The 25890-nt window shown below is 72.2% G+C and carries 22 protein-coding genes; 9 read left to right on the forward strand and 13 right to left on the reverse strand.

Annotated features, from left to right (window positions below):
* The first annotated feature begins 255 nt into the window (after nucleotides 1-255).
* A complete protein-coding gene (locus tag GA0074692_RS24845) occupies nucleotides 256-792 on the forward strand; it encodes a MarR family winged helix-turn-helix transcriptional regulator (protein ID WP_091648119.1) in 537 nt (178 codons plus the stop codon).
* A gap of 377 nt (nucleotides 793-1169) precedes the next feature.
* Here GA0074692_RS24845 and GA0074692_RS24850 read toward each other — a convergent pair whose 3' ends face one another.
* The 5 genes from GA0074692_RS24850 to GA0074692_RS24870 form a co-directional block, all read right to left on the reverse strand.
* Entirely contained in the window at nucleotides 1170-3776 is a 2607-nt protein-coding gene (locus GA0074692_RS24850) for an ATP-binding protein (protein ID WP_091654050.1), read from the reverse strand.
* A 240-nt stretch (nucleotides 3777-4016) separates the two neighbouring features.
* On the reverse strand, nucleotides 4017-5171 hold the full coding sequence (locus GA0074692_RS24855; protein WP_091648122.1) for an acyl-CoA dehydrogenase family protein: 1155 nt from the start codon (nucleotides 5169-5171) through the stop codon (nucleotides 4017-4019).
* An 82-nt stretch (nucleotides 5172-5253) separates the two neighbouring features.
* Nucleotides 5254-6786, reverse strand: coding sequence for an acyl-CoA carboxylase subunit beta (locus tag GA0074692_RS24860; protein WP_091648123.1), 1533 nt, complete (start codon nucleotides 6784-6786; stop codon nucleotides 5254-5256).
* 180 nt (nucleotides 6787-6966) lie between these two features.
* On the reverse strand, nucleotides 6967-7881 hold the full coding sequence (locus tag GA0074692_RS24865; RefSeq protein ID WP_176738737.1) for a hydroxymethylglutaryl-CoA lyase: 915 nt from the start codon (nucleotides 7879-7881) through the stop codon (nucleotides 6967-6969).
* Nucleotides 7882-8056: 175 nt separating this feature from the next.
* Complete coding sequence (locus GA0074692_RS24870; protein ID WP_091648127.1) at nucleotides 8057-8254, reverse strand: hypothetical protein; 198 nt, start codon at nucleotides 8252-8254, stop codon at nucleotides 8057-8059.
* Nucleotides 8255-8650: 396 nt separating this feature from the next.
* Between GA0074692_RS24870 and GA0074692_RS24875 the strand changes: the two genes are divergently transcribed.
* On the forward strand, nucleotides 8651-9613 hold the full coding sequence (locus GA0074692_RS24875; RefSeq protein WP_091648129.1) for a hypothetical protein: 963 nt from the start codon (nucleotides 8651-8653) through the stop codon (nucleotides 9611-9613).
* A 52-nt stretch (nucleotides 9614-9665) separates the two neighbouring features.
* Here GA0074692_RS24875 and GA0074692_RS24880 read toward each other — a convergent pair whose 3' ends face one another.
* The 5 genes from GA0074692_RS24880 to GA0074692_RS24900 all read right to left on the reverse strand — a co-directional run bounded on the left by GA0074692_RS24880 (nucleotide 9666) and on the right by GA0074692_RS24900 (nucleotide 14002).
* Entirely contained in the window at nucleotides 9666-11003 is a 1338-nt protein-coding gene (locus tag GA0074692_RS24880) for an acetyl-CoA carboxylase biotin carboxylase subunit (RefSeq protein WP_091648131.1), read from the reverse strand.
* Between the two features lie 59 nt (nucleotides 11004-11062).
* Complete coding sequence (locus tag GA0074692_RS24885) at nucleotides 11063-11689, reverse strand: TetR/AcrR family transcriptional regulator (protein ID WP_091648133.1); 627 nt, start codon at nucleotides 11687-11689, stop codon at nucleotides 11063-11065.
* A 49-nt stretch (nucleotides 11690-11738) separates the two neighbouring features.
* The gene (locus tag GA0074692_RS24890; RefSeq protein WP_091648136.1) at nucleotides 11739-12641 is read right to left on the reverse strand and encodes a sulfurtransferase; all 903 of its coding nucleotides are present in this window, start codon (nucleotides 12639-12641) and stop codon (nucleotides 11739-11741) included.
* Nucleotides 12642-12780: 139 nt separating this feature from the next.
* The gene (locus tag GA0074692_RS24895) at nucleotides 12781-13230 is read right to left on the reverse strand and encodes an imidazolonepropionase-like domain-containing protein (protein WP_091648139.1); all 450 of its coding nucleotides are present in this window, start codon (nucleotides 13228-13230) and stop codon (nucleotides 12781-12783) included.
* Between the two features lie 4 nt (nucleotides 13231-13234).
* Nucleotides 13235-14002 (reverse strand): SGNH/GDSL hydrolase family protein, encoded by a 768-nt coding sequence (locus GA0074692_RS24900; protein ID WP_091648141.1) that lies wholly within the window; start codon nucleotides 14000-14002, stop codon nucleotides 13235-13237.
* A 202-nt stretch (nucleotides 14003-14204) separates the two neighbouring features.
* Here GA0074692_RS24900 and GA0074692_RS24905 point away from each other — a divergent pair, with 202 nt between their 5' ends.
* The 6 genes from GA0074692_RS24905 (at nucleotide 14205) to GA0074692_RS24930 (ending at nucleotide 19746) form a co-directional block, all read left to right on the forward strand.
* The gene (locus GA0074692_RS24905) at nucleotides 14205-15494 is read left to right on the forward strand and encodes an AAA family ATPase (protein WP_091648144.1); all 1290 of its coding nucleotides are present in this window, start codon (nucleotides 14205-14207) and stop codon (nucleotides 15492-15494) included.
* Nucleotides 15495-15498: 4 nt separating this feature from the next.
* Nucleotides 15499-16122, forward strand: coding sequence for an RloB family protein (locus GA0074692_RS24910; protein ID WP_091648146.1), 624 nt, complete (start codon nucleotides 15499-15501; stop codon nucleotides 16120-16122).
* Nucleotides 16123-16189: 67 nt separating this feature from the next.
* Nucleotides 16190-17956, forward strand: coding sequence for a proline--tRNA ligase (locus tag GA0074692_RS24915; protein WP_091648148.1), 1767 nt, complete (start codon nucleotides 16190-16192; stop codon nucleotides 17954-17956).
* Nucleotides 17957-18015: 59 nt separating this feature from the next.
* Complete coding sequence (locus GA0074692_RS24920) at nucleotides 18016-18441, forward strand: CBS domain-containing protein (RefSeq protein ID WP_091648150.1); 426 nt, start codon at nucleotides 18016-18018, stop codon at nucleotides 18439-18441.
* Nucleotides 18442-18517: 76 nt separating this feature from the next.
* Nucleotides 18518-18946, forward strand: coding sequence for a SufE family protein (locus tag GA0074692_RS24925; RefSeq protein WP_091648153.1), 429 nt, complete (start codon nucleotides 18518-18520; stop codon nucleotides 18944-18946).
* A 164-nt stretch (nucleotides 18947-19110) separates the two neighbouring features.
* The gene (locus GA0074692_RS24930; RefSeq protein ID WP_091648155.1) at nucleotides 19111-19746 is read left to right on the forward strand and encodes a DsbA family oxidoreductase; all 636 of its coding nucleotides are present in this window, start codon (nucleotides 19111-19113) and stop codon (nucleotides 19744-19746) included.
* Nucleotides 19747-19795: 49 nt separating this feature from the next.
* On the opposite strand, the gene GA0074692_RS24935 is transcribed toward GA0074692_RS24930, so the two are convergent.
* The 3 genes from GA0074692_RS24935 to GA0074692_RS24945 form a co-directional block, all read right to left on the reverse strand.
* Complete coding sequence (locus GA0074692_RS24935) at nucleotides 19796-20347, reverse strand: YbaK/EbsC family protein (RefSeq protein WP_091648157.1); 552 nt, start codon at nucleotides 20345-20347, stop codon at nucleotides 19796-19798.
* Nucleotides 20348-20553: 206 nt separating this feature from the next.
* Nucleotides 20554-20736, reverse strand: coding sequence for a hypothetical protein (locus GA0074692_RS24940; RefSeq protein ID WP_091648160.1), 183 nt, complete (start codon nucleotides 20734-20736; stop codon nucleotides 20554-20556).
* Nucleotides 20737-20847: 111 nt separating this feature from the next.
* Complete coding sequence (locus GA0074692_RS24945; RefSeq protein ID WP_091648162.1) at nucleotides 20848-21099, reverse strand: hypothetical protein; 252 nt, start codon at nucleotides 21097-21099, stop codon at nucleotides 20848-20850.
* A 298-nt stretch (nucleotides 21100-21397) separates the two neighbouring features.
* Between GA0074692_RS24945 and GA0074692_RS24950 the strand changes: the two genes are divergently transcribed.
* On the forward strand, nucleotides 21398-25816 hold the full coding sequence (locus tag GA0074692_RS24950; protein WP_091648165.1) for an HAD-IC family P-type ATPase: 4419 nt from the start codon (nucleotides 21398-21400) through the stop codon (nucleotides 25814-25816).
* Nucleotides 25817-25890 lie beyond the last annotated feature (74 nt).

Raw genomic sequence — 25890 nt, forward strand, 5'->3', positions numbered from 1 at the left:
TAGATTTGCCGAGAACTGTGGAGATACGTCACAGGCACGCTCTGCCCACCTTCGTGCGACGAGTGGAACCCGACCCACTTGTGACCCTGGTCCAGCATGGTGGTGCCCAGGCGACGAAGCGACCACCCTTGCCCGCCCGACGGGCGCCGACGGCGGGGGTGTCGACCCGAGCACCCGACATGGAGGCAAGTTAATTGCGCTAGCAGATATCCACTCAACAAAATTCCCAACATCAATGACTGATAGGATGCCCGAGTGACCAAGAACGTCATGGACGACCCTCGAATCACCGCTGTCGGCCTGCTCGTCGAGGCACATGCCGGCCTGTTGGCCCGATTCGCCACCCAGTACGAGGAGAACGGCCTCTCCGCCGTCGAGTTCGAAGTGCTCACCCGACTCGCCCGGTCCCCCGCCAACCAACTGCGAATGACCGACCTGGCCGCGCAGACCTCGCTCTCCACCAGCGGCGTGACCCGGGTGGTGGATCGGATGGAGCGGGACGGGTTGGTCTGCCGCCGCGCCTGCGCCTCCGACCGCCGCAGTTCGTACGCGGTGGTCACCCGGTCCGGGCTGGACCGGCTCAACAAGACCCTGCCCGGCCACCTGATGATCATCGATCAGTGGTTCACCGGCCAGCTCGAGCCAGCCGAGTTGGCGGCGCTGCTGCACGCCCTCCGCAAGGTTCGCGACGCGGTTCACCCAGGGGCCACCGCAGGCAGCCAGGATTCCGCACCAGACGACGCGGCACCGATGAAACCGGAACAGCCCGCCATTCATGCCGGGCGGCGGTGATCGGAACGCGCCGGATCGTACGGCCAGTGTCATCGGGGGACAGGCACCGGCAGAACGACCGGCAGAAGTGACCGACACCCGCCATCATCCCGGAGAAAATGGACAACGGCTTCCAATGGCCACCGCTAACCTTCCCTTTCAGCGGGGACACCGGGGGGTGACGGCGCGAGCGATGAGCGAGGGGTAGCACCACAAAGGGGGCTTCTTCGCTCGCGCCTTCCCGGAGGCCGTACCGACGGAACCGCACTGACCGAACCGAACCGCACTGACCGAACCGCACCGGCCGTGCCGCGCTTACCGACACACCGGCCGTGCCACACCACCGGAACCGCGCCGACGGAACTGCCGCCCGCGCGGCCAGCCAACCGGCACTCCGCTCAGGACCGGGCCGCCGTCAGGGCGTAGAGCAGGGTCTCCTCCTGCGGCAACAGCCGGATCCCGTTCTTCCGGCAGGCCTGGTCCAGTTGGTCGAGCAGCGCGACGTCCCCGGTGCTCGCAGCCAGCCCGACCAGCGCCTCCACGGCACTGCGCCGACCCCGTCCGACCGCCTCCGCCGCCGCCGCGAACCACTCCGCCGCCCACTCCCGGTCACCCCGGTTCAGCGCGATGGTCGCCTCCAGGAGCGCACAGCAGCCGTCCTCCACGTGTTCCGGAACCCACTGCGCCGGTACGGTCGCCCGCAACTCCGCCAGCACCTCACCCGCCTCGACCAACCGGCCGTCCTGGGCGAGCGCCAGGCCCACCGTACCGAGGACCCGGCGGCGGTACCCCGACTCACCGAGTTCGGCGAGCGCCGCCACCGTCCACCGCCCGTGCTCGACCGCGTCGGCGTACCGACCCTCCAGGCGGATCACCTCGGCCAGGTCCCCCCGGGCCAGCACCCGAATCCGTTGTTCCCCGCACCGACCCGCCAGCCGGTCGACCGCGGCCAGCCGCCGCCGCGCCGCACCCAGGTCGCCGGCCCGGACGTCGTGCCAGGCCAGGCTGCGCTGGGCGACCGCCATGTCGCGTACCCGGTCGTGCCGTCGGGCCACCGCCAGCATGGCCTCCGCCTGCTCGCGGGCCTCGTCGTTCGCGCCGGCACAGATCAGGAGCGTGCAGAGTACGCCGTACGCGTCGAGTTCCCCCGCGACGTCCCCGAGGCGTCGGAAGACGGCGAGCGCGTCCCGGACCGCCGGGACGTCCACCGGGCCCACGCCGTGCACCGTGGTGAGCCGGGCCAGCCCGAGCGCCGCCGACGCCCGCACCGCCGGGTCGGCGTCGGCGGTACGCGGATCAGCCAGGAGCCGGCGCAGCCACTGCCGGCCGGCCTCGTCCCGCCCGCGCAGCCGTAACCAGCGGGACAGCCCCGCCGCCAGGCGGAGGGCGGTGTGCGGGTCGTCGCCCGAAGCGTGGGTGAGGGCGGCCACGATGTCACTGGTCAGCTCGTCGAGCCGGTGCAGGGCGCCGATCATACGGGTGCCGGTCAGCTCGGGCTCGGTACGGTTCACCAACCGCAGGACGATCTGGGCGTGCCGGCGTCGGACCCGGGTCTCCTCGCCGGCCGCGACCAGTTGCTCGGTGGCGAAGTCCCGCACCGCGTCGAGCAGCCGGAACCGGAACGATCCGGCGCCCCGGACGCTCAACAGCCCGAGTTCGAGAAACCGGTCCAGCAGCGGTACCGGATCGGCGGGTCCCGCCGTCCCGTCCCCGGCAAGCATCTCCTCGGCCAGCCCCACGGACCACCGGTTGCGGAACGCGGCAAGGCGGCGCAGGGCCGCCTGCTCGTCCGGCGCGAGCAGACGGTAGCTGGCGGCGACCGCCTCCCGCAGGGTCACCGCGACCGCCTCCCCCGGGGGCGGCGGCGCGGCCAGGTCGAGAACCCGGTCACCGTACCGGTCCAGCAGCTCGTTGAGGTCGAGGATCCGGCCCCGGGCCGCCATCAGCTCGATGGCCAACGGCAGCCCGCCGAGGCGACGGACCAGCGCGGCGAGGGCTGGCAGTTCCTCCGGGGTCGGCGGCTCCCGGCGTACCTGGGCCAGCCGGTCGGTGAAAAGCCGCACCGCCGGGTGGTCGGCCAGCGCCCGTGGATCCGGCCCGGCCTTGTCGTCCGGCGGCACGTCGAGTGGGGGCACCGGCCAGACCCGCTCACCGGGCAGGCCGACCGGGTGCCGGCCGGTGGTCAGCACCCGCAGCTCGGGCAGGACCCGGACCAGCCGGTCCAGGGCTTCGGCCACCGCCTCTGGCGCCCGCTCCACGGCGTCGACGAGGAGCAGCGTCGGAACACCGGTGAGCCGGGCGACGAGTTCGGCCGGACCGGTGACGCCGAATACCGCCGCCGCCGCGGAGAGCACGCAACTGGCGTCGGAGCCCTCACCGACCAGGACACCGGCGATGCCGCCGGGGTACTGGTCGGCCACCTGGCGGGTGACCGCCAGGGCGAGCGCCGACTTCCCGACGCCGGCCAGTCCCACCAGACTGACCACGGGGGTGCCCCGGTCCCGGCCGAGCAGTCTGGTCAGCTCGGCGAGGTCGTGATCCCGACCGATCAGGTCGACCGGGGGTGGCAGGTCCACCGACAGTTCGCCGAGCGGGTCGGTCTCCTCCATGCCGGAGCGGGCGACCGGCACGGAGGTCGTCGGGGACGCCACGGTGGCTGGCGCGATCCCGCCGGGCGTTGTCGTGCCGGGCGCCACCGTGGCCGGCGAGGCCACAGCGGCTGCTCCCACGGGCGGTTCGGCCGTCACCCGGCGGCGGGCGGCGGTCAGGAAGGCTGCCCGGTCCGCGTCGCCCAGCCGCAGTGCGTCGGCGAGCAGGTCCACGGTGGTCCGTTGCGGTCGGGACGACCGACCCCGCTCCAGGTCACGGACGGTCCGCACGCCGATACCGGCCCGGGTCGCCAGTTCGGCCTGGGTGAGGCCAACGGCGAGCCGGTGCCCGCGCAGCAGGGCCGGCAGGGCCGGGCCACTGTCCGAACTCCGCGAACGACGTTGATCGGGAGTCATGGGCAGGAAGCGTACGGACAGGGTCCGACGTTCGGCAGCCAAGCGTCGTCCTGCCGACGCGACGGTGCGGGATATCCGACAGTGGGCGTCACCCGGGCCAGCGGAGGTGCCGGTTCGACCAGGTGTCGATCAAGGAGCCACGACCGCACAGAATCTTCCCGCGTGGTGATCGACAACCGGACGGACCGCAGCGTACCGGTCCGGTTCAAAGGTCCGCCGTGGACGGTGCCCGAGACCTCGTCACATGCCCAGGTCGCGGGCGATGATCATCCGCTGGACCTCGCTGGTGCCCTCGCCGATTTCCAGGATCTTGCTGTCCCGCCAGAACCGGGCGACCGGGTATTCGTTCATGAATCCGTACCCGCCGTGGATCTGGGTGGCCTCCCGGGCGTTGTCCACCGCCACGGTGCTGGCGTGCAGCTTGGCGATGGCCGCCTGGCGCTTGAACGGTTCACCGGCGGTCATCCGCGCCGCCGCGTCGTAGTACGCCAGCCGGGCGGTGTGCGCCTTCATCTCCATGTCGGCGATCTTGAACTGGATCGCCTGGTAGTTGCCGATCGGCTGGCCGAACGCGTGGCGCTCCCGCGCGTACTTGACCGACTCGTCGACGCAGCCCTGGGCGAGGCCGACGGCGAGCGCGGCGATGGCGATCCGCCCCTCGTCCAGGATCCGCAGGAACTGGGCGAAGCCCCGGCCCTGCTCGCCGAGCAGGTTCTCCGCCGGCACCCGACAGTCGTCGAAGGTCAGTTCGTGGGTGTCCGAGGCGTTCCAGCCGACCTTGGAGTACCCGGGCGCGACGGTGAACCCGGGCGTGCCGGACGGGACGATGATCGTCGACAGCTCCTTCGAGCCGTCCGGTCGGGTGCCGGTGACCGCGGTGACGGTAACCAGCACGGTGATGTCGGTGCCCGAGTTGGTGATGAACGCCTTCGAGCCGTTGATCACCCACTCGTTGGTGGCCTCGTCCAGCACCGCCCGGGTCTGGGTGCCCCCGGCGTCCGAGCCGAAGCCCGGCTCGGTCAGGCCGAAGCCGGCCAGCGCCTCGCCGCTGAGCAGCTTCGGCAGCCACTTCCGCTTCTGCTCCTCGGTGCCGAACCGGTAGATCGGCATCGCGCCGAGCGAAACCGCCGCCTCCAGGGTGATCGCCACGCTCGAGTCGACCCGGGCCAGCTCCTCCAGGGCGAGGCAGAGTGCGAAGTAGTCGCCCCCCATGCCGCCGTAATCCTCGGGGAAGGGGAGCCCGAACAGCCCCATCTTGCCCATCTGGCGGATCACCTCGTACGGGAAGGTGTGCCGCTCGTAGTGTTCGGCGATGACCGGCGCGACCACGTCCCGGGCGAAGTCCCGGACGCTTTCCCGTAGCGCCTCTTGCTCCTCGGTGAGCCGGAAGTCCATGGGTTCCTCCTGAATGGACGGGCTGCCGCCGGACGCTCGTGACGCCGGGTGCAGCGGAGTCGTACCGACCGGCGTACCGGCGTCAGACCGGGGTGACGCCGTGCCGACGCCGGGAGAAGTGCCGCTCCTTGCTCCGCGCGGCGGTGAACCGGCGGACCAGCTCGGCCCGCAGTTCGTGCGGCTCCACGATCGCGTCGATCACCAGTTCGCTGGCGAGCCGGACGACATCGATGTCCCGCTCGTACTCCTCGCGCTTCGCGGCGACGAAGGCGGCCCGCTCGGTCTCGTCCTCGATAGCGGCGATCTTGTTGGCGTAGACCGCGTTCACGGCAGCCTCCGCGCCCATCACCGCGATCTTCGCGGTGGGCAAAGCGATCGTCGCGTCCGGCTCGAATCCGGGACCGGCCATCGCGTAGAGGCCCGCGCCGTACGCCTTGCGCACCACCACGCAGATCTTCGGTACGGTCGCCTCGGAGATCGCCGTGATCATCTTCGCGCCGTGCCGGATGATGCCCTGCTTCTCCACCGCACTGCCGACCATGAACCCGGGCACGTCGGAGAGGAAGAGCAGCGGCACGTTGAACGCGTCGCAGAGCTGCACGAACCGGGTCGCCTTGTCGGCCGAGTCGACGAAGAGCACTCCGCCCTTGAACATCGAGTTGTTGCCGACGACCCCGACGACCTCGCCGTTCAGCCGGCCGAAGCCGATGGTCAGCTCCCTGGCCCAGAGCGCCTGGATCTCGAAGAAGGAGCCGTCGTCGAGCAGACCCTTGACGTACCGGCGCATGTCGAACGCCTGCCGCTCGCTCGCCGGCACGAGCGCGGCCAGGTCGACCTTGGCGGACGCCTCGACGGCGGGTGCGGCCGGCGGGCGCTGCGTCCAGTTCGCCGGCAGGTACGACAGGTAGCGCTTGACCACGTCGAGCGCCTCGGCCTCGTTCTTGCAGAGGAAGTGCCCGACGCCGGACTCGGCGCAGTGCACCTTGGCCCCGCCCATCGCCTCCAGCGTGGTCTTCTCCCCGGTGACCATCTCGACCATCCGGTCGGAGCCGAGGTACATGCTGGCGTTGCCCTCGACCATCGCGACCACGTCGCAGAACGCCGGGATGTACGCCCCACCGGCGGCGCTCGGCCCGAACAGCGCGCAGACCTGCGGAATGGCGCCGGAGGCCCGGACCTGGTTCCAGAAGATCTTGCCGGCGCCCCGCCGGCCGGGGAAGAGGTCGACCTGGTCGGTGATCCGCGCGCCGGCCGAGTCGACCAGGTACACCATGGGCACGCTGGTCTCGTACGCCCGCTCGATGATCCGGATGATCTTCTCGACGGTACGCGCGCCCCAGCTTCCGGCCTTGACCGTGGAGTCGTTCGCCATCAGGCAGACCTGCCGGCCGTCGATCGTGGCGGTGCCGGTGACCACGCCGTCCGCCGGCAGTCCCTCGGCCAGCGCGTTGGCGTACAGCCCGTCCTCGACGAAGGACCCCTCGTCCACCAGGAGCGCGACCCGCTCCCGGGCGAAGAGCTTGCCCTTGGCCGCGTTGGCCGCGTGGTACTTGTCCGCGCCGCCGGCCCGGGCCCGCTTGCGGAGCTGCTCCAGTGCCTCACCGTCGAGCGTCACGCCGACTCCCTAGCCGCGTCTCGGCCCCCACGGGCCACCCACCTGAACGATCGTTAGGCTACCCCACCCCCACGCCTTTCCCCACCCTTCCCGTTTCCACCGGGATTGATCGAGAAGTTCGCGTCAGCCCGAAGCGCGAACGCTGACGCGAACTTCTTGATCACCGCAGCAAGGCGGGGGTCAGGGGGTGGGGAGGGGAGTCAGGCGGGTACGGGGGCCGGCGCGGAGGACGCCGGAGGGAAGCTGACGACCGACCAGACGCTCCGCCAACTCCGCCACCTCCAGCAGGGCGTCCAGGTCGATGCCCGTGTCGATGCCCATGTCGTGCAGCATGTGCACCGCCTCCTCGGTGGCCAGGTTGCCGCTGGCCCCCGGCGCGTACGGGCAACCGCCCAGACCGCCGACGCTGGTGTCGAACTCGGTGACCCCGAGGTCCAGCGCGGTCAGCATGTTCGCCAGCGCCGTCCCTCGGGTGTTGTGGAAGTGCAGCAGCACCGGGATGTGCGCGTGGCGGTCCCGTACCTCGGTCAGCAGTTCGCGGACCCGGCGCGGGGTCGCCATGCCCGTGGTGTCGCCGAAGGCCACCCGGTCGGCGCCGTCGGCGACCACCCGGTCGATGATGGCGGCGACCCGGCGCGGGTCGACGTCCCCCTCGTACGGGCAGCCGAAGCTGGTCGCGACGACCACCTCGGCCTGCGCCCCGGCCCCGTGCAGCAGGTCGATCAGCTCGGCGATGTCGTCCAGCGACTCGCCCGTGGAGCGGTTGACGTTGCGCCGGTTGTGCGTGTCGCTCACCGACACGACCACCTCGATCTCGCCGAACCCGGCGTCGAGGGCGCGCTGCGCGCCCCGGCTGTTCGGCACCAGGGCGGAGTAGCGCACCCCGGGTGCCCGCGCCACCCGCTGCCACACCTCGTCGGCGTCGGCCATCTGCGGGATCGCTTTCGGGTGTACGAACGAGACCGCCTCGATCCGCCGTACGCCGGTGCTGGAGAGGGCGTCGAGCAGCCGCACCTTGGCGTCGGTCGGAATCGGCTCCTCGTTCTGGAGCCCGTCGCGCGGCCCGACCTCGCGGATCGACACGAAGTCTGGCATCTGGCTCATCGGTCACCTCACTGTGACGTGGGTCGGCGGACCGGTTCCGCCGCCCGCTGCGCTGCTGCACCGGTGGGTCGTCCGGAGACCGGACGGCGGTGTCGCCTCCAGGGAAGCAGAGCGGCGGGGGCGGATGCCAGTGGGACACGGTCGGTTACCGACACGGCCCGGAACGTCAGCGTCGGGCGGCTCCCTCCCGGCACTCCGCGACACACCGCAGCACGACCGCGAGTATGCCGGCGCAGGTCGCCGCGTCCTGCCGGCCCATCAGCACGGCCACCATGCCCGCTGCGTCAACGCAGAGCGCCACCCTCCGCAGCATCCGAACCGCGCGCCGCCCGTCGTCCGACTGACCGGTGCCACTGCCCTCCATCGACTTCCTCTTCCTCCCCGGATCGACAGCCGTCGGATCCCGGCGGCTGCTGCACCCGCACCCGTTGGTGCGCGAGAGGGACAACGAGCGGCCGGGACGGCCCGTCCGGCGTTCTGGCCGGGTTGCGCTGCCGCACCCCGGCCAGCGAAGGTGGCCCCATTCGAGCGCCCCCGCCCCGCCGTACCCCGTCCGTCGCGCCGCGCCCTGCTCTCCGTGGGCGCGGCGGCGGGGTGGAGGCCGGGGGCGGGTTTGGACTGTCGGGTTCCGCTGGCGGTCCTACCCGGACAGTCGCCCGGCCAGAAACTGACCGATGGCGCAGCGCCACGCCCCCAGCCGTCGAGCGGAGACGGTAGAAATACGGGTCCGAGCCACGAGCGTCTTGGGAAGAGGGCCGACTTGACCATCGACAACGATGCGGCGTCGCGGTTCCAGGGGCGGACCCGGCGACGGCTCGTCCCACGTGAGCAGCTAGCGGCGGACTACCTGACCGTCTACGGCTCCGTCGCGGTCGCGGAGTACGCGCTGGCGGTGCGGGACGTCGTCGAGGGCTGCCCCGGGATCGGGCCGGTCGACACCTGGCGCAGGCTGGCGAACCGGATCTGCCGCGACAACCCGTACCGGAACCGGGACAAGTGGCGCCGGGACCTCTCCCGGCACTTCACCACGGAGTCGAAGGGACCGCCGTGGCGGACCGTGGTGCTGGTGGTGGAACACACGCTGCCCCAGCCGGAACGGGCAGCCGCCCTGGACCGGTTCGCGGACCTCCACGAGGCGGCCCGGGGCGAGCGGCCTCCGATGGGCGAGCCGCCCCGGCCCACCGGCGACGACGCCACGGCGACGGGCCAGGACACCTCGGGCAGCGCGCCCCTCCAACGGGTGTTGACCCGACTACGCCACGAGAACGTCATGCTCCGCCGCCAGCTCGCCGCCACCCGGGAACGGCTCGCGGCCAGCGAGGCCGAGAACGGTCGCCTGCGGGCGGCCCTCGACGGCCCGGCACACCGTGGGCCCGGCGGCGGGCAGCCGTCGGACGGGTCGTCCCGCCCTTCGGAGCAGCAACGCGGGATTCGTAACGACGGGCACTTCCCGCCGCTGGTGCCGCCGGCCGGGCGGACTGTTCCAGCCGGTCAGCGGGGCGCCGCTCGCCCAGCGGCCGGGCACCGGCCGGACATCGTGACTCTGGGACGGCCGGGGACGACGGGGCACGAGGCGACCTGGTGGGTCGAGGGGATCTGGCACCGGTCCGACGCGGAACCGGCAGTGGGCCAGCCCGGGCGTACGCAGGGCGTGCCGGGGCGGTTTCCCGCACCGGCCACACCCGGGCAGCCACCGGCCACACCCGGGCGGCCGTCCACCTGACCGGGCCGACCATCGCGCCCGGCCAGGTGGGCAGTAGCGTCGGCCGGGCTGGTCAGCGCATGCGGCCGACGATGCCGGTGTCGTAGTCGCCGGAGACGAACTCGGCGTTCTCCAGCAGTTCGGCGAAGAAGGGCAGGTTGCACTTCGGGCCGACGACCTCGAAGCCGGCCACCGCGGCACGCGCCCGGCCGATCGCCTCGGCCCGGTCCGCACCGAAGACGATCAGCTTCGCCATCAGCGAGTCGTAGAACGGCGTGACCGTGTTGCCGGCAACGTAGCCGGAGTCGACCCGTACGCCCTCACCGGTCGGCTCGGTCCAGATGCTGACCGTGCCCGGACCGGGCAGGAATCGCTTCGGGTCCTCGGCGTTGATCCGCAGCTCGATGGCGTGCCCGCGCGGCGTGAGCGCGTCCGGGTCGAAGGTCGGCGCGAGGCCGGCGGCGACGCGGAGCTGCTCCTCGACCAGGTCGACGCCGTAGACCAGCTCGGTGACCGGATGCTCGACCTGGAGCCGGGTGTTCATCTCCAAAAAGAAGAACTCGTTCGTAGCGGGATCCAGGAGGCACTCAACCGTGCCCGCGTTGCGGTAGCCGACCGCCTCGCCGGCCCGAACCGCTGCGGCGAGGAACCGTTCCCGCAGCTCCGGGAAGACCGCCGGGGACGGCGACTCCTCGACCAGCTTCTGGTTGCGTCGCTGTACCGAGCACTCCCGCTCGCCGAGGGCGACCACCCGACCGTCGGCCAGGCCGAGGATCTGCACCTCCACGTGGCGGACCCGGGGGAAGTACCGCTCGATGAGCACCGAGCCGTCGCCGAACATCCGCTCGGCGAAGCCGCGCACCTTGTCGTACTCGGTGCGCAGCGCGGCCTCGTCGGCCGCCACGCCCATGCCCATGCCACCGCCGCCGGCTGCGGCCTTGACCATCACCGGGTAGCCGATCTCCGCCGCCGCGGCCACCGCCGCGTCGAGGTCGGCCGCCGGGTCGGTGGTGCCGGGCGCGACCGGCACGCCGGCCGCCGCCATCAGGTTCCGGGCGTTGATCTTGTCGCCCATCGCGGTGATCGCGTCCGCGCCGGGCCCGACCCAGATCAGCCCGTTCGCCTCGACGGTACGGGCGAAGTCGGCGTTCTCCGACAGGAAGCCGTAGCCGGGGTGGATCGCCTGGGCACCGGTGGACTTGGCCGCGGCGATGATCGCCTCGGCGTTGCGGTAGCTCTGGGCCGGGTTGGCCGGTCCCACGCACACCGCCTCGTCCGCCTCGGTGACGAACGGGAGCCCCGCGTCGGCCTCCGAGTGGACCGCCACCGTCCGGATCCCGAGCCGCTTCGCGGTACGGATGATCCGGCGGGCGATCTCACCGCGGTTGGCGACCAGCAGCGACTCGATCATGTTCCCTCCAACGTCCTGGGGTGGTGGACGATGTCAGGAAACCACGCTTCGACCGTCTTCTACGAGTCGGTCCGCGCGAGCAGGGCACCGAGCGTCGCACCGCGCAACAGCTCGGCCCGACGAAGCCGGTCCACCTCGCCGCCGAGGAAGGGCGTCGAGTTCATCAGACCGAACGCGGCGTGAGCGAGCACCCGGGCCTCCCCGTCGGGCAGGCCGGGGTGGAGCACGGTCAGCACGTTCACCCATTCCTCGACGTAGAGGCGCTGCAACCGGCGGATCGTCCGCCGGGGCTCGTCCGGGAGGCGGTCCAGCTCGTTCAGGTGCAGCGCGATCACCGCCGGATGGGCCAGCGCGAAGTCGACGTGGAAGTCGATCAACGACTCCAGTACGGCACGCGGGTCGTCGGACTGCCCGGCGGCCCGTTCCCGGCCGCCCGCGAGCAGCCCCTCGCTGACCGGGATCAGGGCCGCGGCCAGCATCGCCTCCTTGTTGGCGAAGTGGTGGTAGAGAGCCGGCCCGGTCACCCCGGCCGCCGCCCCGATGTTGTCCATCGAGACGCCGTGGTAACCCCGGGCGGCGAAGAGACCAACCGCGATGTCCAGGATCTCGTCCCGGCGGGACCGTCGCCGGCCCGTGCCCGTCGTACCGTTCGTCCCGCCCTGTGCCGCCTGTTGCTCCACCGTCACCCGGCAAGCGTAATCCGATGTCAACCGCCCCGCGCCGGGCGGCTTGTCGTCACGGGTTGAGGCCGCCGGGCTGGTCGCCCCGGACGACGGGAGCCCGGACCAGGTTGCCCCACTCGGTCCACGAGCCGTCGTAGTTGCGCACCTGCGGATAGCCGAGCAGGTGCCGCAGCACGAACCAGGTGTGGCTGGATCGCTCGCCGATCCGGCAGTACGCGATCACGTCGTCGTCCGCGCTCAGCCCGAGCTGGTCGGCGTAGATCGTGCGCAGTTCCTCGGCCGAGCGGAACGTCCCGTCCTCGTTCGCCGCCGACTTCCACGGCTTGCTCACCGCGCCGGGGATGTGTCCGCCACGCAGCGCGCCCTCCTGCGGGTAGTCCGGCATGTGCAGCATCTCGCCGGTGTACTCGCCCGGGGACCGGACGTCGACCAGCGGCCGACCGGCCGCCACGTGCGCCATCACCTGCTCGCGGAACGCCCGGACCGGCGCGTCGTTCCGGGTGGGCACCGGGTACTCGGCGCGCGGACGGGTGACCTTCTCCCTGGTCAGCTCCCGCCCCTCGGCGATCCACTTCTGCCGGCCGCCGTCGAGCAGCCGGACGTCGCGGTGGCCGAAGAGGGAGAAGACCCAGAGGGCGTACGCGGCCCACCAGTTGAAGTTGTCCCCGTAGAAGACAACCGTGTCGTCCCGGCCGATGCCCTTGGCCGCACACAGCTCGGCGAAGCTCCTGGCGTCGAGGTAGTCCCGGGTGACCTGGTCGTTCAGCTCCAGATGCCAGTCGACCTTGACCGCACCGGGGAGGTGGCCGGTGTCGTAGAGGAGCACATCCTCGTCGGACTCCACCACGACCAGGCCCTCGGCGCCGAGGTGCTCGGCGAGCCACTCGGTGGTGACGAGACGCTGCGGGTCGGCGTACGACTGGAGACGGGGGTTCGGGTCGTTCGGCACAGCCATGAGCCCCAAAATACGCCCGATCCGGGCATCTGGCGCGGGAACGCACCCGCGCACGCGCCAGTTCGGGCGCGACCGGATCCACGCGTACGGTGCGCCAGGTTCAAGGCGCGCCGGGGATCCGCGCGTACGGGCACCAGGCTCAGGCGCGCCGGTGCACCAGCCGCCCGGCGACCACGGTGGCGACGCACCGGCCGTCGTCGGCCAGGACGGCCAGGTCGGCCCGGCCGCCCGGGGCCAGCGTCACCGGTCCGGGGGCGGTCAGCACGGCCACCTCGCTCCGGTCCAGCACGGCTCGCAGACCGGGCTCGTCGAGGTGGGTGGCGAGCACGGCGGTCGCCCCGAGCTGAAACAGCGCGTGCACCCGCTCGCGGGGCGTCGGAGCCGGTGGGAGCGGCCCGTCGTGCACCCGCCCCGGACCGAGCGTGCCGGCCCACCGCCGTACCCGCGCCCCCGGGTACGCCCCGAGTAGGTCGTCGAGCGGCCCGACGGCGGCGATCCGGTCCCCGGTCACCACCACGGCCCACCCCGCCGCCGGTTCGCCGTCGGGTTCGTGGCGCAGCAGGGTAGCCGCGTGGACGGTGGTCGCCATGGCCTCAGTCCGAGATCGGGCCGAGCTGCGGCCGCTTCGCGGTGACGAGGTCACCCGAGGACCGGCCGGTCAACCGCCGCTTGATCCACGGCGCCAGGTGCCGGCCAGCCCAGCGCAGGTCGGCCGCGCGGGCGGCCAGCCACGGCGTCGGCTCCGGGTGGGGCGGGACGAGCAGCCACTCCTCGTCGCAGCCGACCCCGAGCGCGGTCAGCACCTGCCCGGCCACCCGCCGGTGCCCGGCCTCCGACAGGTGCAACCGGTCGGTGCTCCACAGCATCGGGTTGAGGTAGGTGTCGTCGGCGTACAGGTCGACCAGGATCGCCCCGTGCCGTTCGGCGGTCTCGCCGACCGCCCGGTTGAGCAGCTGCGCCCGGGGCGCGACCATGCGCTGGCCGGGCAGTCGGGCCATCACGTCGGCGAACCGGAACAGCAGCACGTCCGCCCCGTCGCCCCGCAACTGCCGGACCGTGTCGTCGAAGCGGCCGACCAGCGCCTCCGGATCGAAGTTGCGACGCAGCACGTCGTTGCCGCCGGCCGCGAAGCTGATCAGGTCGGGGCGCATCGCCAGCGCGGCGGGCACCTGGTCGGCCACCACCTGCGGGAAGAGCCTGCCCCGGACGGCGAGGTTGGCGTACCGGAAGTCGGGGCCGGCCTCGACGGCGAGCCGGGTGGCCACCAGGTCCGCCCAACCCCGGTAGGTGCCGTCCGGGTACGCGTCGTCCATGCCCTCGGTGAAGCTGTCGCCCACCGCCACGAAGCTGCGCCAGCGCACGTCGTTCCTCCGAACATCCGGCGTATGTGCCCGGCCAGTCTCGCACCAGCCGTCTGCGCCCCGGGCCCTGCCTACTGACGAAGTGCGCAACGCCATCAGCGAAGCCCCGACGAACTACGCTTCCAGGCTGCAAGCAGAAGCAGTCTTTCGTAGGTTTTTGACGATATGGAGGCTATGATGCGGCAGGTATGACGGGAGAACCATGCTGATCCGCTTCGAGGCTGCGAACTTCCGCTCGATCCTCGCCCCGGTCGAGTTGTCGATGGTCGCAATCGACAAGGACCGGACAGAGGCCCGTCCCGTCCCCAACATCAACGAGAGCCTGCTGCCGGTCGCCGCGGTCTTCGGCCCCAACGCCTCCGGCAAGTCCAACGTCATCGCAGCCATGACCTGGCTGCGGAACGCTGTCTGGGAGTCGCTCCGCTTCTGGGACGATGCCATTCCCGTCGAGCCCTTCGCCTTCTCGGAGGGCCGTGGGCACGCTGCGGAGTTCACACTCGAGGCGGTCATCGGCGGGGTTCGCTTCGAGTACGTCGTCGAGGTCGACCGGGACGCGGTGCGTTACGAGGCGCTCTTCCACTACCCCGAGAAGAAGCGCCGACGGGTGTTCGAACGAGAAGCGACGAACCTGACGCTTCAGCGTGGGCTCGGCAGTCTGTCCGGCACTCGCGAGTTGTTGACCGACCGTTCCCTGGTGCTCTCCATCGCACGCAGGTTCGGCGAGCCGCTCGTGTCGGACTTCGCTCGCTACGTCCTGTCGATTCAGACGTTCGGGCAGCGGGTCAACCACCGTTTCCTGGGTGCGGCGGCAGCCGGTGCGTCGACTCGTCGTTGGTTCGAGGAACCCAAGCGAATGGAGCAACCCGTCCTGCCGGGGTTCAGCGACCCACACGACGAGTTCGTCGCCGATCGCGCCCAGGCCCTGGCTCTCCTACGGATGGCCGACCTCGGCATCGACGACGTAGTGATCGACGAACCGGAGACGGCCTTCTCTGGCGTCGAGGAAACCGGGCGCAGCCGGAGACAGCGGAGAATTCGTCTCGTACACAGCACCACCACCGAGAAGATCCCATTCGACTTCTCCGCCGAGTCCGAAGGAACCCGCACCTGGTTCCACCTCATCGGGCCCATCCTGAGTGCGTTGAAGTCCGGGTCTCTCCTCCTGTTCGACGAGTTGGACGCCAGCCTCCACCCCACGCTGTCGGCACAGGTGATCAGCCTGTTCGGTGACCCGGTGACGAATCCGTCCGGGGCGCAACTGGTCTTCACCTCACACGACACGAGCCTGCTCAACCACCTGAACAGGGACGAGGTGTGGCTCACCGAGAAGGGTGCGGACGGTTCGACGCGCCTCGGCGCGCTCGCCGAGTTCGCCGGCGAGCGCGTGCGCCGGTCGCAGAACCTGGAGAAGGCGTACCTTCACGGAAGGTTCGGTGCTCTTCCCGATGTCGACAGGACCGAGGTCCTCCGCGCACTCGGCCTGATCGGCTGAGCGGGTGTCGACAAGAAGAACCCGGGCCAAGGACCTGCGACGGCCGGTTGCCCGACGGCCCGAGCGCAGGACGATCGTCGTCTTCTGCGAAGGTGAGGCCTCGGAGCCCGATTACCTCAACGCGCTCAAGCGGCTGCCAGAGGTACGCGACAACACCGCCATCAGCATCGAGGTCGACCCGAGACAGGGGGCGCCGATCACGCTCGTCCAGCGAGCCATGGCTCGTGCCGAAGACGACGAGGTGGACGAGTGCTGGTGCGTCTTCGACGTCGAATGGCCGCAGAACCACCCACGGCTCGCAGAGGCGGTCCAGCTCGCCACCCGGCACGGAATCCGACTCGCGATATCGAATCCCTGCTTCGAGCTGTGGCTGATCCTCCACTTCACCGACCAGACGGCCTTCCTGACCACGACCGAGGCGGAACGGCGGAGCCGGAAGCTCGACGGCCGGCCTGGCAAACGGATTGACGGACCACGCTACGCGGAACTGAGGAAAGTGGCCGCGCGTCGAGCTGCGACTCTCGATCGACGCCATGCTGCGAATCAGACCCGTTTCCCCGCCGACAATCCTTCGTCGACCATGTACGAACTGCTCATGGCAATCGAGCCCGATCTCGGCAGCCGCTGACGCCCGGACCACCAGGCATCCCGGCAAATAGATCGTGGGCCCTCTGCCGAAGCCCTACGCTGCGCCCATGATGTTGCGGATGTCGACGCTGCTGCTGCGGACCCTGCGGGAGGACCCGGCGGAGGCGGAGGTGCCGAGCCACCGGCTCCTGCTGCGCGCCGGGTACGTCCGCCGGGCCGCCCCGGGCGGCTACACCTGGCTGCCGCTGGGCAAGCTCGTGCTGGATCGGGTCACCGAGGTCGTCCGGGCCGAGATGACCGCGATCGGCGGTCAGGAGGTGCACTTCCCGGCGCTGCTGCCGGCCGAGCCGTACCGGGTCAGCGGACGGTGGACGGAGTACGGCGACGACATCTTCACCCTCGCCGACAGGCGCGGGGCGGAGCACCTGCTCGGGCCGACCCACGAGGAGTTGGCCGCGCTGCTGGTGAAGGACCTGTTCACCTCGTACCGGGACTTTCCGGTGACGTTGTTCCAGGTACAGACCAAGTTCCGCGACGAGGCCCGACCCCGGGCCGGTCTGCTGCGGGGACGCGAGTTCCTGATGAAGGACGCCTACTCGTTCGACCTGGACGAGGCCGGGCTGGCCGAGGCGTACGCCCGGCACCGGGCGGCGTACCAACGGATCTTCGACCGGCTGGGGCTGGAATACACCGTGGTCACCGCGATGTCCGGGGCGATGGGCGGCTCCGCCTCGGAGGAGTTCCTCGCCGCCACGCCGGTCGGCGAGGACAGCTACGTCGCCTGCAACGCCTGCGACTACGCGGCGAACACCGAGGCGGTCACCACGCCCGCGCCGCCGGCCACCGACCCGGACGCACACCCGGCCGCCACCGTGCACGACACTCCGGACACCCCCACCATCGCCACGTTGGTCGAGCTGGCCAACGCCCGTCGCCTCGGCGGACGGGACGGCTGGACCGCGGCCGACACGCTGAAGAACGTCGTGCTCGCCGTACGCCGGCCGGGGGTGGAGGAGGCCGAGCTGCTGGTGATCGGGGTGCCCGGCGACCGGGAGGTGGACCTGAAGCGGGTCGGCGCGGCGCTGCACCCGGCGACGGTCACCGTCTTCGACGACTTCGCCGACCGGCCGGAGCTGGTCCGGGGCTACCTCGGCCCGCAGATCATGGCGAAGCTCGGCATCCGCTATCTGGTCGACCCCCGGGTGGTGCCCGGCACGGCCTGGCTGACCGGGGCCAACGAACCGGGCCGGCACGCGGTCGACGTCGTCTGTGGCCGGGACTTCATCCCGGACGGCACCATCGAGGCAGCCGAGGTCCGCGCCGGTGACCCCTGCCCGGCCTGCCCCGGCGGTGAGCTGACCATGCGTCGCGGCATCGAGATCGGGCACGTCTTCCAACTCGGCCGCCGCTTCACCGACGCCTTCACGGTGGACGTGCTCGGTCCGGCCGGCAAGCCGGTTCGGCCGCTGATGGGCTGCTACGGCATCGGCATCTCCCGGCTGGTCGCCACGATCGCCGAACAGCACCACGACGACCGGGGACTGTGCTGGCCGGCGGCGGTCGCGCCGTGCGACGTACACCTGGTCGCGGCGGGGAAGGGGCCGCAGCTCGAGGCGGTGCTCGACCTCGGCGGACGGCTCTCCGCCGCCGGCCTACGGGTGCTGGTCGACGACCGTACGCACGTCTCGGCCGGGGTGAAGTTCACCGATGCCGAGCTGGTGGGCATCCCGCGCACCGTCGTGGTCGGCCGCCGTCTCGCCGACGGGTACGTGGAGCTGCGCGACCGGGTCCGGGGCGACCGTACGGAGTTGCCGCTGGTCGAGCTGACCAGCGCGCTGACCGGCCTCTCCCCGGTGCCGTCCGACCTGGTGTAGCGCTGCCGCCGCTGGGTACCGCTTGTGACAACTGCTGTGTCGATTCGCGGAGGCTCTCGATGTCCGGTTACCGGGTCAGTGACGTGATGACCCGACAGGTGGTCTACCTGTCGACGGAGACGCCCCTGGACGAAGCGGCCAGGGTGATGAAGGAGGCGGACATCGGCGACGTCGTGGTCACCGAGGGCGCCACCCTGGCCGGCATGCTCACCGACCGGGACATCGTGGTCCGGGCGGTGGCCGAGCGCAGCGACCCGGCGACCACCACGATCGGCCAGATCATCACCCGTGAGGTGGTGATGATCGAGCAGCACTGTTCGGCGGCCGAGGCGGCGGCCCTGATGCGCGAGCGCGGCATCCGGCGGATCCTGGTCTGCGACGCCGACCGGAAGCTGGTCGGGATCGTCTCCCTCGGCGACCTGGCGCGGCAGCTCGACCCGAACTCGGCGCTCGGCGACATCAGCGAGCAGGCGCCGGCTGTCTGAGGTGGTTGCAGGCGACCCCTCCTACCGTTTTCCGCCGAGGAGGGGTCCCCTGCAACCACGCCGGTAGCCTGACGGGATGCCCGAGATGCCGTCCAAGCTGGCCGAGATCGTGGACGAGTTCGCCGCCGCCCCGCGCGAGGTGGTGCTCGAGATGCTGCTGGAGTTCGCTGACGTCATTCCCCCGCTCCCGCCGGACCAGGCCGACCGGGCGGGCATGGAGCAGGTGCCGGAGTGCCAGACGGCGTTCTTCCTCCGGGCCCGGGTCGCCCCGGACGGAACGGTGACCACCCTCTTCGACTGCCCGCCCGAGGCCCCGACCACCCGGGCCTTCGCCGGCATCCTGGCCGAGGGGCTGGCTGGGGCCAGCGCCGACCAGGTGCTCGCCGTCCCGGACGACCTGTACCAGCGGATGGGGCTCGCCCAGGCGATCAGCCCGCTCCGGGTACGCGGCGGCTCGGCGATCCTGGCCCGACTCAAGCGACAGGTCCGCGAACAGGTCGGCTGAGGCTCGTCGGCGGCCCGCGCCGTTGCTGACCCTGGCGACCACGTCGCTGCGGCACCGGGACGCGATGTCCTGGCGGCACCACGCCGGCCACCTGCTCCCTGATGACCGCGCCGGGGCCCGGGTCGGCGGGAACAGATCCGCCGGGCGGCGGGTTGACCCGGAGCATGGAGATCGAGATCTACGCCGACGTGGTCTGCCCCTGGTGCTACGTCGGGAAGCGCCGGCTCGAACAGGCTCTGGCGGCGTACGAGGGCAGCGTGACCCTCCGCTACCGGCCGTTCCAGCTCGATCCGACCCCGGTCGCCGAGCCCCGGCCGCTGCTCGAGGGGCTGGGCGCGAAGTTCGGCGGGGTGGCGCGGGCCCGGCAGATGGCCGACCACGTCGCCGGGGCAGCGGCCGGAGTCGGGCTGAAGCTGGACTTCGACCGTGCGGTCACCGCGAACACCTTCGACGCGCACCGGCTCGTCCGGTTCACCGAGGCGCACGACCGGGCGGCCGAGATGATCGAGGCCCTGTTCCAGGCCCACTTCACCGACGGCGTGGACATCGGCTCACGACCCGCGCTCGCCTCGATCGCCGCCACGGTCGGCCTCGACGAGACCGAGGTCCGCGACTTCCTCGACTCGGACGCCGGGGTGGCCGAACTCCGGGCGGAACTGGCCGAGGCCCGGAGCGTCGGGGTGACCAGCGTGCCGACCTTCGTTCTGGCCGGCAAGTACGCGGTCAGCGGCGCCCAGGAACCGGAGACGCTCCTCGCCGCACTGGCCGAAGTGGAGCGCCGGGAGTCGTCGGCCGGATGACCGACGGCTCAACCCATGTTTCACGTGCAACAACATCGACGCACGTGCATCACCCGATGGGCTTGGCCAGCCCCTCGATCACCTGAGCGTTGGGCAGGGCGCCGAGCGCCGCCCCCGGCAGGGCAATCTTGCTGTGTCGTACGCCCGACCCGACGATCACGTACGGCATGGCGACCACCCGGCTGTCCACCAGGATCGGCCACCCCTCGGGCAGCCCGATCGGCGTAATGCCGCCGTACTCCATGCCGGTCAGTTCGACCGCCTCGGCCATCGGGGCGAAGCTCGCCTTGCGGACGTCCAGCGTCCGCCGGGCCACCCCGTTGACGTCGACCCGGGTCGTGGCGAGGACGATGCACGCCGCGTAGCGGACGCCACCCTCCCGCTTACCGGCCACCACGACGCAGTTGGCGGACTCGTCCAGCCCCACCTCGTACGCGGCGCAGAAGGCGGCGGTGTCGGCGAGCGTGGCGTCGATCGGCGCGACCAGCACGTCCGACACGTCGACCGGGGCGTCGACGGGCCACCGTTCGAGTGCGGCGGCGACCGGCGGCGCGAGCAGGTCCGGTCGGGTGCCTGCGGGCTCGGTCTTCAGGGTCCCCATCACACCGCGATCCTCGCACCTGGCCAGCGGAAACGCGCACCGGGTCCGCCCCCTTCGTCCCGAGCCGCCCGCCCGACCGCCCCGCGCCGGCACCCGCCTGCGCGAGGCAGCACGGCCGGTGGCACCCGTCCAAGCGAAGCAGCACGCCCGGCGACACCCGCCCGAAGTCGGCTGGCGACACCCGCCCCGCCGTCACCCGGTCCCGGTCACTTGCCGGCGAGGAAGGTCTGCGGCACGAACGGGCGCTCCTGTGGCGGATCGGGCCGCAGCGTCTCCGCCCGGCGGGCGTCCAGGTCCTCGAGGGCGTGACGGACGGACACCCGGATCACGCCGTAAAGGAAGACGAACCCGGCGACGTACAGGATCATGACGATGACCAGTGTGAGCATGCGGTCACGGTAGGGCGAACGCGAGCCGGTGACGGGTTCGTCTGGGACAGCTTCCCCCGGACGGGTGCCGGACCCCGGTCGCGGCGGGTGACCCGGCAGTGTCAGCGGTCGTCAGGCCGTCTCCAGCGCCTCTCCCACGCCCCGCGCCAACCCGGAGAGATGCTGGTCGGCCAGGAGATGCCCGGCGGTGATGACCAAAGCCAACGGCCACTCGATCACCTGGAGCGCGGCCAGCACCCCCACCCCGACGTAGTAGGCGACCTTGTCCGGCGGCAGCGTCACCTCACCGAGCAGCGGAACGTCCACCCGCCGCTCGAAGCGGCAGACCCGCTCGCGTGCCTCGTGCCGCTCTTCCGTCCTCATCTCTGTTCCCCCTCGGTCGACTGTGCCGTCACCGCCGCATTCCACCCCCGACCAGATTCATGCCGGACAGCGGAGGCAGCGGCTGCGGGCGCGCCACAGAACGTGCCCCACGTGTCCGACCCCTCGTCCGGGTTGCGGCCGGAAAAACCCCTCGTGACCGGGCATGACGGGCCGAAGGGTGGGAAGCCAGGCCGGGCGAAGCGAGGCGGGTGAAGCACGGCGTGGGAGGCAAGATGGCGGACGATCTGCACGACGGTGACGGGGGACCGGACCGGCACCTGGCCGGTCGTACCGTCGGATGACCTCGCTGGGTCGGATCGCCGGCCGCGTCCTTCCCGTGGCCGTGCCACGGCTCGTGGCCGACGCCTCCCGCGGCGCGGGCACCGCAGCCGTACGCCTGGCCCGTACCGCCGGACTCACCTCCCGCCGGGTCTGGTCCCGGCCCGGCCGGCACCACATCGAGGTGCACGGGGTCTGCCAGGACGGCGGCGACCGCCTGGCCCACCAGGTCGAGCGGGCGTTGGAGAAACAGCCCGGGGTGAGCTGGGCACGGGTCAACGCCCCGTCCGGTCGGGTGGTGGTGGCCGTCGAGACACCCGAGCCCCGCCTCCGTGACCTGATCCAGACGATCGAGCGGGTGGAGCGGCGCTGCGAACACCAACCCGACCCGGGGATCCCACCGCCGCACCCGCCCGAGGAGGGCCCCCGGACCCCACGCACGCTCGGTGGGCTCGCCTCCGACGTGTTCGGTCTGACCCTCTCCGCCGCCACCCGGATCCTGCCGTTCACCCCGCTGCCCGGCGAGGTCGCCGGACTTCTCGGCGCGATCGACCTGCACCCGAGGCTGCACGCCCTGGCCAACCGGGGACTACGCGCGGACCCCCGGGCCGACCTGCTCTTTCCACTCGCCGAGGCGGTCGTGCAGGGCCTCTCCGGCGGCTGGACCGGCCTGGTGCTCGACGGCGCGCAGCGGGTCGTGCAGTGGGGCGAGGCCCGCGCCCAGCAGACCGCGTGGAAACGCGCCGAGCCGCAGCTCACCGGCGATCCGGATCGGGCCGTCGCCCGCGCGCCCACGCACCACCGGCCCCGCGCCAAGCCGGACGGACCGATCGAGCGGTACATCAACCGGATGCTCCTCGCCGGCGCGGCGGCCGGGGCGGCGGCCCTGCCGGCGGTGGGCGCGAAACGGGCCGCCGCGCTCGCCCTCGCCTCCCTACCGAAGGCCCCCGGTTCCGGTCGCGAGGGGTACGCCGCCCAACTGGGACGGATCCTGGCCCGCCGGGGTGTCATTGCGATGAACCGTGCCGTGCTGCGGGAACTCGACCGGATCGACATCCTGGTCCTGGACGCGGCGGTGCTCGGCTCCGACCGGGGGTCCCTCGTCGACCTGGCCCCGCTGGCCGACGCGGACCCGGAGAAGGTCGCCTCCCGCGCCTTCACCCTCTTCGACCCGGCCGCACCACGACAGCAGCAGGACATCGAGGGCTGGCGACTCGCCCCGCTGGACCGGCTCGACGTACGTCACCCGGGGGACAACGACGCCAGCCGGCGGCTACGGGACGCTGGCGGTCTGCTGCTCGGGCTGGCCAAGGGGAAGACCCTGACGGCGGTGCTGCAGGTCGAGCCCGAGCCGGCCCCGGGCGTGGACGCGCTGTCGGTCGCCGCCCGGCAGGCCGGCCTTCGGCTGGTGGTGGCCGGCGACGCCGCCCGGCGGTACGACTTCGCCGACGCCGTTCTCCCGGGTGGTCCCCGCCTCGTCGAGACGGTACGGGCCCTCCAGTTCGACGGCGCGGTGGTGATGCTGGTCTCCGCCGACCGGGCGGCTCTCGGCGTCTCCGACTGCGGTCTCGGCATCGGCGGACCCGACGACCCGCCGCCCTGGGGCGCGCACCTGCTCGTCGGCACCGACCTGCGAACCTGCGCGCTGGTCGTCGAGGCGACCGGGGTGGCCCGCCGGATGAGCCGGCAGAACATCCGGCTCGCCGAGGTGGGCGCCGGGCTCGGCGCGCTGGGGGCGTTCACCGCCGCCCCGGAACTCCTGCCCGGCCGGGCTCTCGCCGCGGTCAACGGCACCGCCGCGCTGGCCTTCGCGCACGGGGTCTGGCGGGCCCGGCGCCTGCCCCAACGGACGGACACCCCGGCCCCGACCGTCACCGCCTGGCACCTGATGCCGGTCGACGTGGTCCTCGACCGGCTCGACACCGGCCCGGACGGACTCAGCGCCGCCGAGGCGGCCAGCCGGCGGGGCCGGGACACCGGCGGCGGACCCGAGAGCGGCAACCTGCTCCGGGCGCTGCTCGACGAACTCGCCAACCCGCTCACCCCGGTCCTCGCCGTCGGAGCGGCCCTATCCGCCGCGTTCGGCTCGGTCGTCGACGCCGCCCTGGTCGGCGGGGTGGTCGGCGGGTCCGCCCTGATCGGAGCGGTGCACCAACGCAACACCGAACGATCCCTGGCGAAGCTGCTCTCCCGTACGGCGGTGACCGCCCGGGTCCGCCGCGACGGCACCGAGCAGGTGGTCGCCGCCGACGACCTGGTGGTCGGCGACGTGATCCTGCTCGAACCGGGGGACGCGGTACCCGCCGACTGCCGGGTGCTGGAGTCGGCGGGACTGGAGGCCGACGAGTCGTCGCTGACCGGCGAGTCGCTACCGGTGGCCAAGACCGACCGACCGGTGGTGGCCGCCGAGGTCGCCGACCGGCACTCGATGCTCTACGAGGGCACCACCGTCGCCGCCGGACACGGCACCGCCGTGGTGGTCGGCACCGGGGCCGACACCGAGGCGGGACGGAGTCTCGCGCTGGCCCGGCAGGGGGCACCGGCCGGCGGGGTGGAGGCCCGGCTCGGCAGCCTGACCCGGGCAGCGCTTCCGCTGGCCGCCGCCTCGGCGATCTCGGTCGCCGGGGCGGGATTACTACGGGGCGTACCCCTGGCCGAGACGGCGGCGACCGCCGCGAACCTGGCCGTCGCCTCGGTGCCGGAGGGGCTGCCGTTCCTGGTCAGCGCCGCGCAACTGGCGGCGGCCCGGCGCCTGGCCGAGCACGGCGCACTGGTCCGCAACCCACGCACCATCGAGGCGCTGGGCCGGGTGGACGTGCTCTGCTTCGACAAGACCGGCACCCTCACCGAGGGGCAGCTCCGCCTCGCCGGGTTCGGCAACGGTGACCGGTACGCCTCGATGGACCAGTTGGCCGGCAGCCCACACCTGCGGGCCACGTTCGCGGCGGCGCTGCGGGCCACCCCGGAGGCGGACGACCCGGAGGAGCTGCCGGAACAGACCGACCGGGCGATCCGCATCGGCGCCCGTACCGTCGACGGGGTCACCGAGCAGGTCGGGGCCACCGGCTGGCGATCGGTCGGCGGGCTGCCGTTCGAGCCGTCCCGCGGCTACCACGCCACGCTCGGCGAGACCGACGACGGTCTGCTGCTCAGCGTGAAAGGCGCCCCGGAACGGGTCCTGCCCCGCTGCGTCGCTCACCGGATGCCCGGCGGCGACGACCGGCCGCTGGACGAGCCGGGCCGGACCCGGCTGAACGAGACCCTGGCCGAGCGGGCCGGAGCCGGGCACCGGGTGCTCGCCATCGCCGAGCGGCGGGTGACCGGCCGGGAGGTCACCGACGACGACGTACGCGACCTGGTCTTCGTGGGCTACCTGACCCTGGCCGACGGGGTGCGGGAGAGTGCCGCGCCGGCCGTCCACCGGATCCGGCAGGCCGGCGTGCACACCATCATGATCACCGGCGACCATCCGGCGACCGCCGAGGCGATCGCCGCGACCATCAGCACCGACGACACCAACCAGCGGGTGGTCACCGCCACCGAGCTGGACCAGCTCGACGACGACGCGCTCGCCGCCCGCCTCACCCGCACCGACGTGGTCGCCCGCTGCACCCCCACCCACAAGGTACGGATCATCCAGGCGCTCCAGAAGGGCGGCCGGGTCGTCGCGATGACCGGGGACGGCGCCAACGACGCGCCCGCGATCCGCCTGGCCGACGTCGGGATCGCCCTCGGCCAGCGGGGCACCCCGGCCGCGAAGGCCGCCGCCGACCTGGTGGTCACCGACGACCGGTTGGAGACCATCATCGCCACCCTGGTAGAGGGGCGGGCCATGTGGTCCTCGGTCCGTCACGCGCTGAGCATCCTGGTCGGCGGCAACCTCGGGGAGATCGCGTTCAGCGTGCTCACCGCCGCCGCGACCGGCCGGTCCGCGCTCACCGGACGGCAACTGCTCCTGGTCAACCTCCTCACCGACCTGGTCCCGGCGATGGCCATCGCGGTCCGGCCACCCAGCCTCCACGACGGCGACCATCTGCTCCGCGAGGGACCGGACACCTCCCTCGGGGAAACTCTGAACCGGGAGATCGGGCTGCGTGCCGCCGCCACCACCCTCGGCGCGACCGCCGGCTGGACGCTCGCCCGCTGGACGGGCAGCCAGCGACGGGCCGGCACGGTGGCCCTCGCCTCCCTGGTCGGCACCCAACTCGGGCAGACCGTGATGGCCGGGGGCACCGGCCCGACCGTGCTCGCCTCCACCGCGGCCTCGATCGGGGCGCTGGTCGCGGTGGTGCAGACCCCGGGAGTCAGCCAGTTCTTCGGCTGCACGCCGCTCGGCCCGGTCGGCTGGACCATCGCCACCGGTTCCGCGCTCGGCGCCACGCTGGGCAACGGCGCGCTCAGCCGGCTGGTGGACCGGCTGCCCCGACCACCGTCCTGACCGCACTCCGGTCGGTCTCTTGAGTCCTGGCGGGGCCCCTGCTGTTCGCAGGGGCCCCGCCAGGACTGACGCGG

The organism is Micromonospora pallida, assembly GCF_900090325.1.
Taxonomy (GTDB): domain Bacteria; phylum Actinomycetota; class Actinomycetes; order Mycobacteriales; family Micromonosporaceae; genus Micromonospora; species Micromonospora pallida.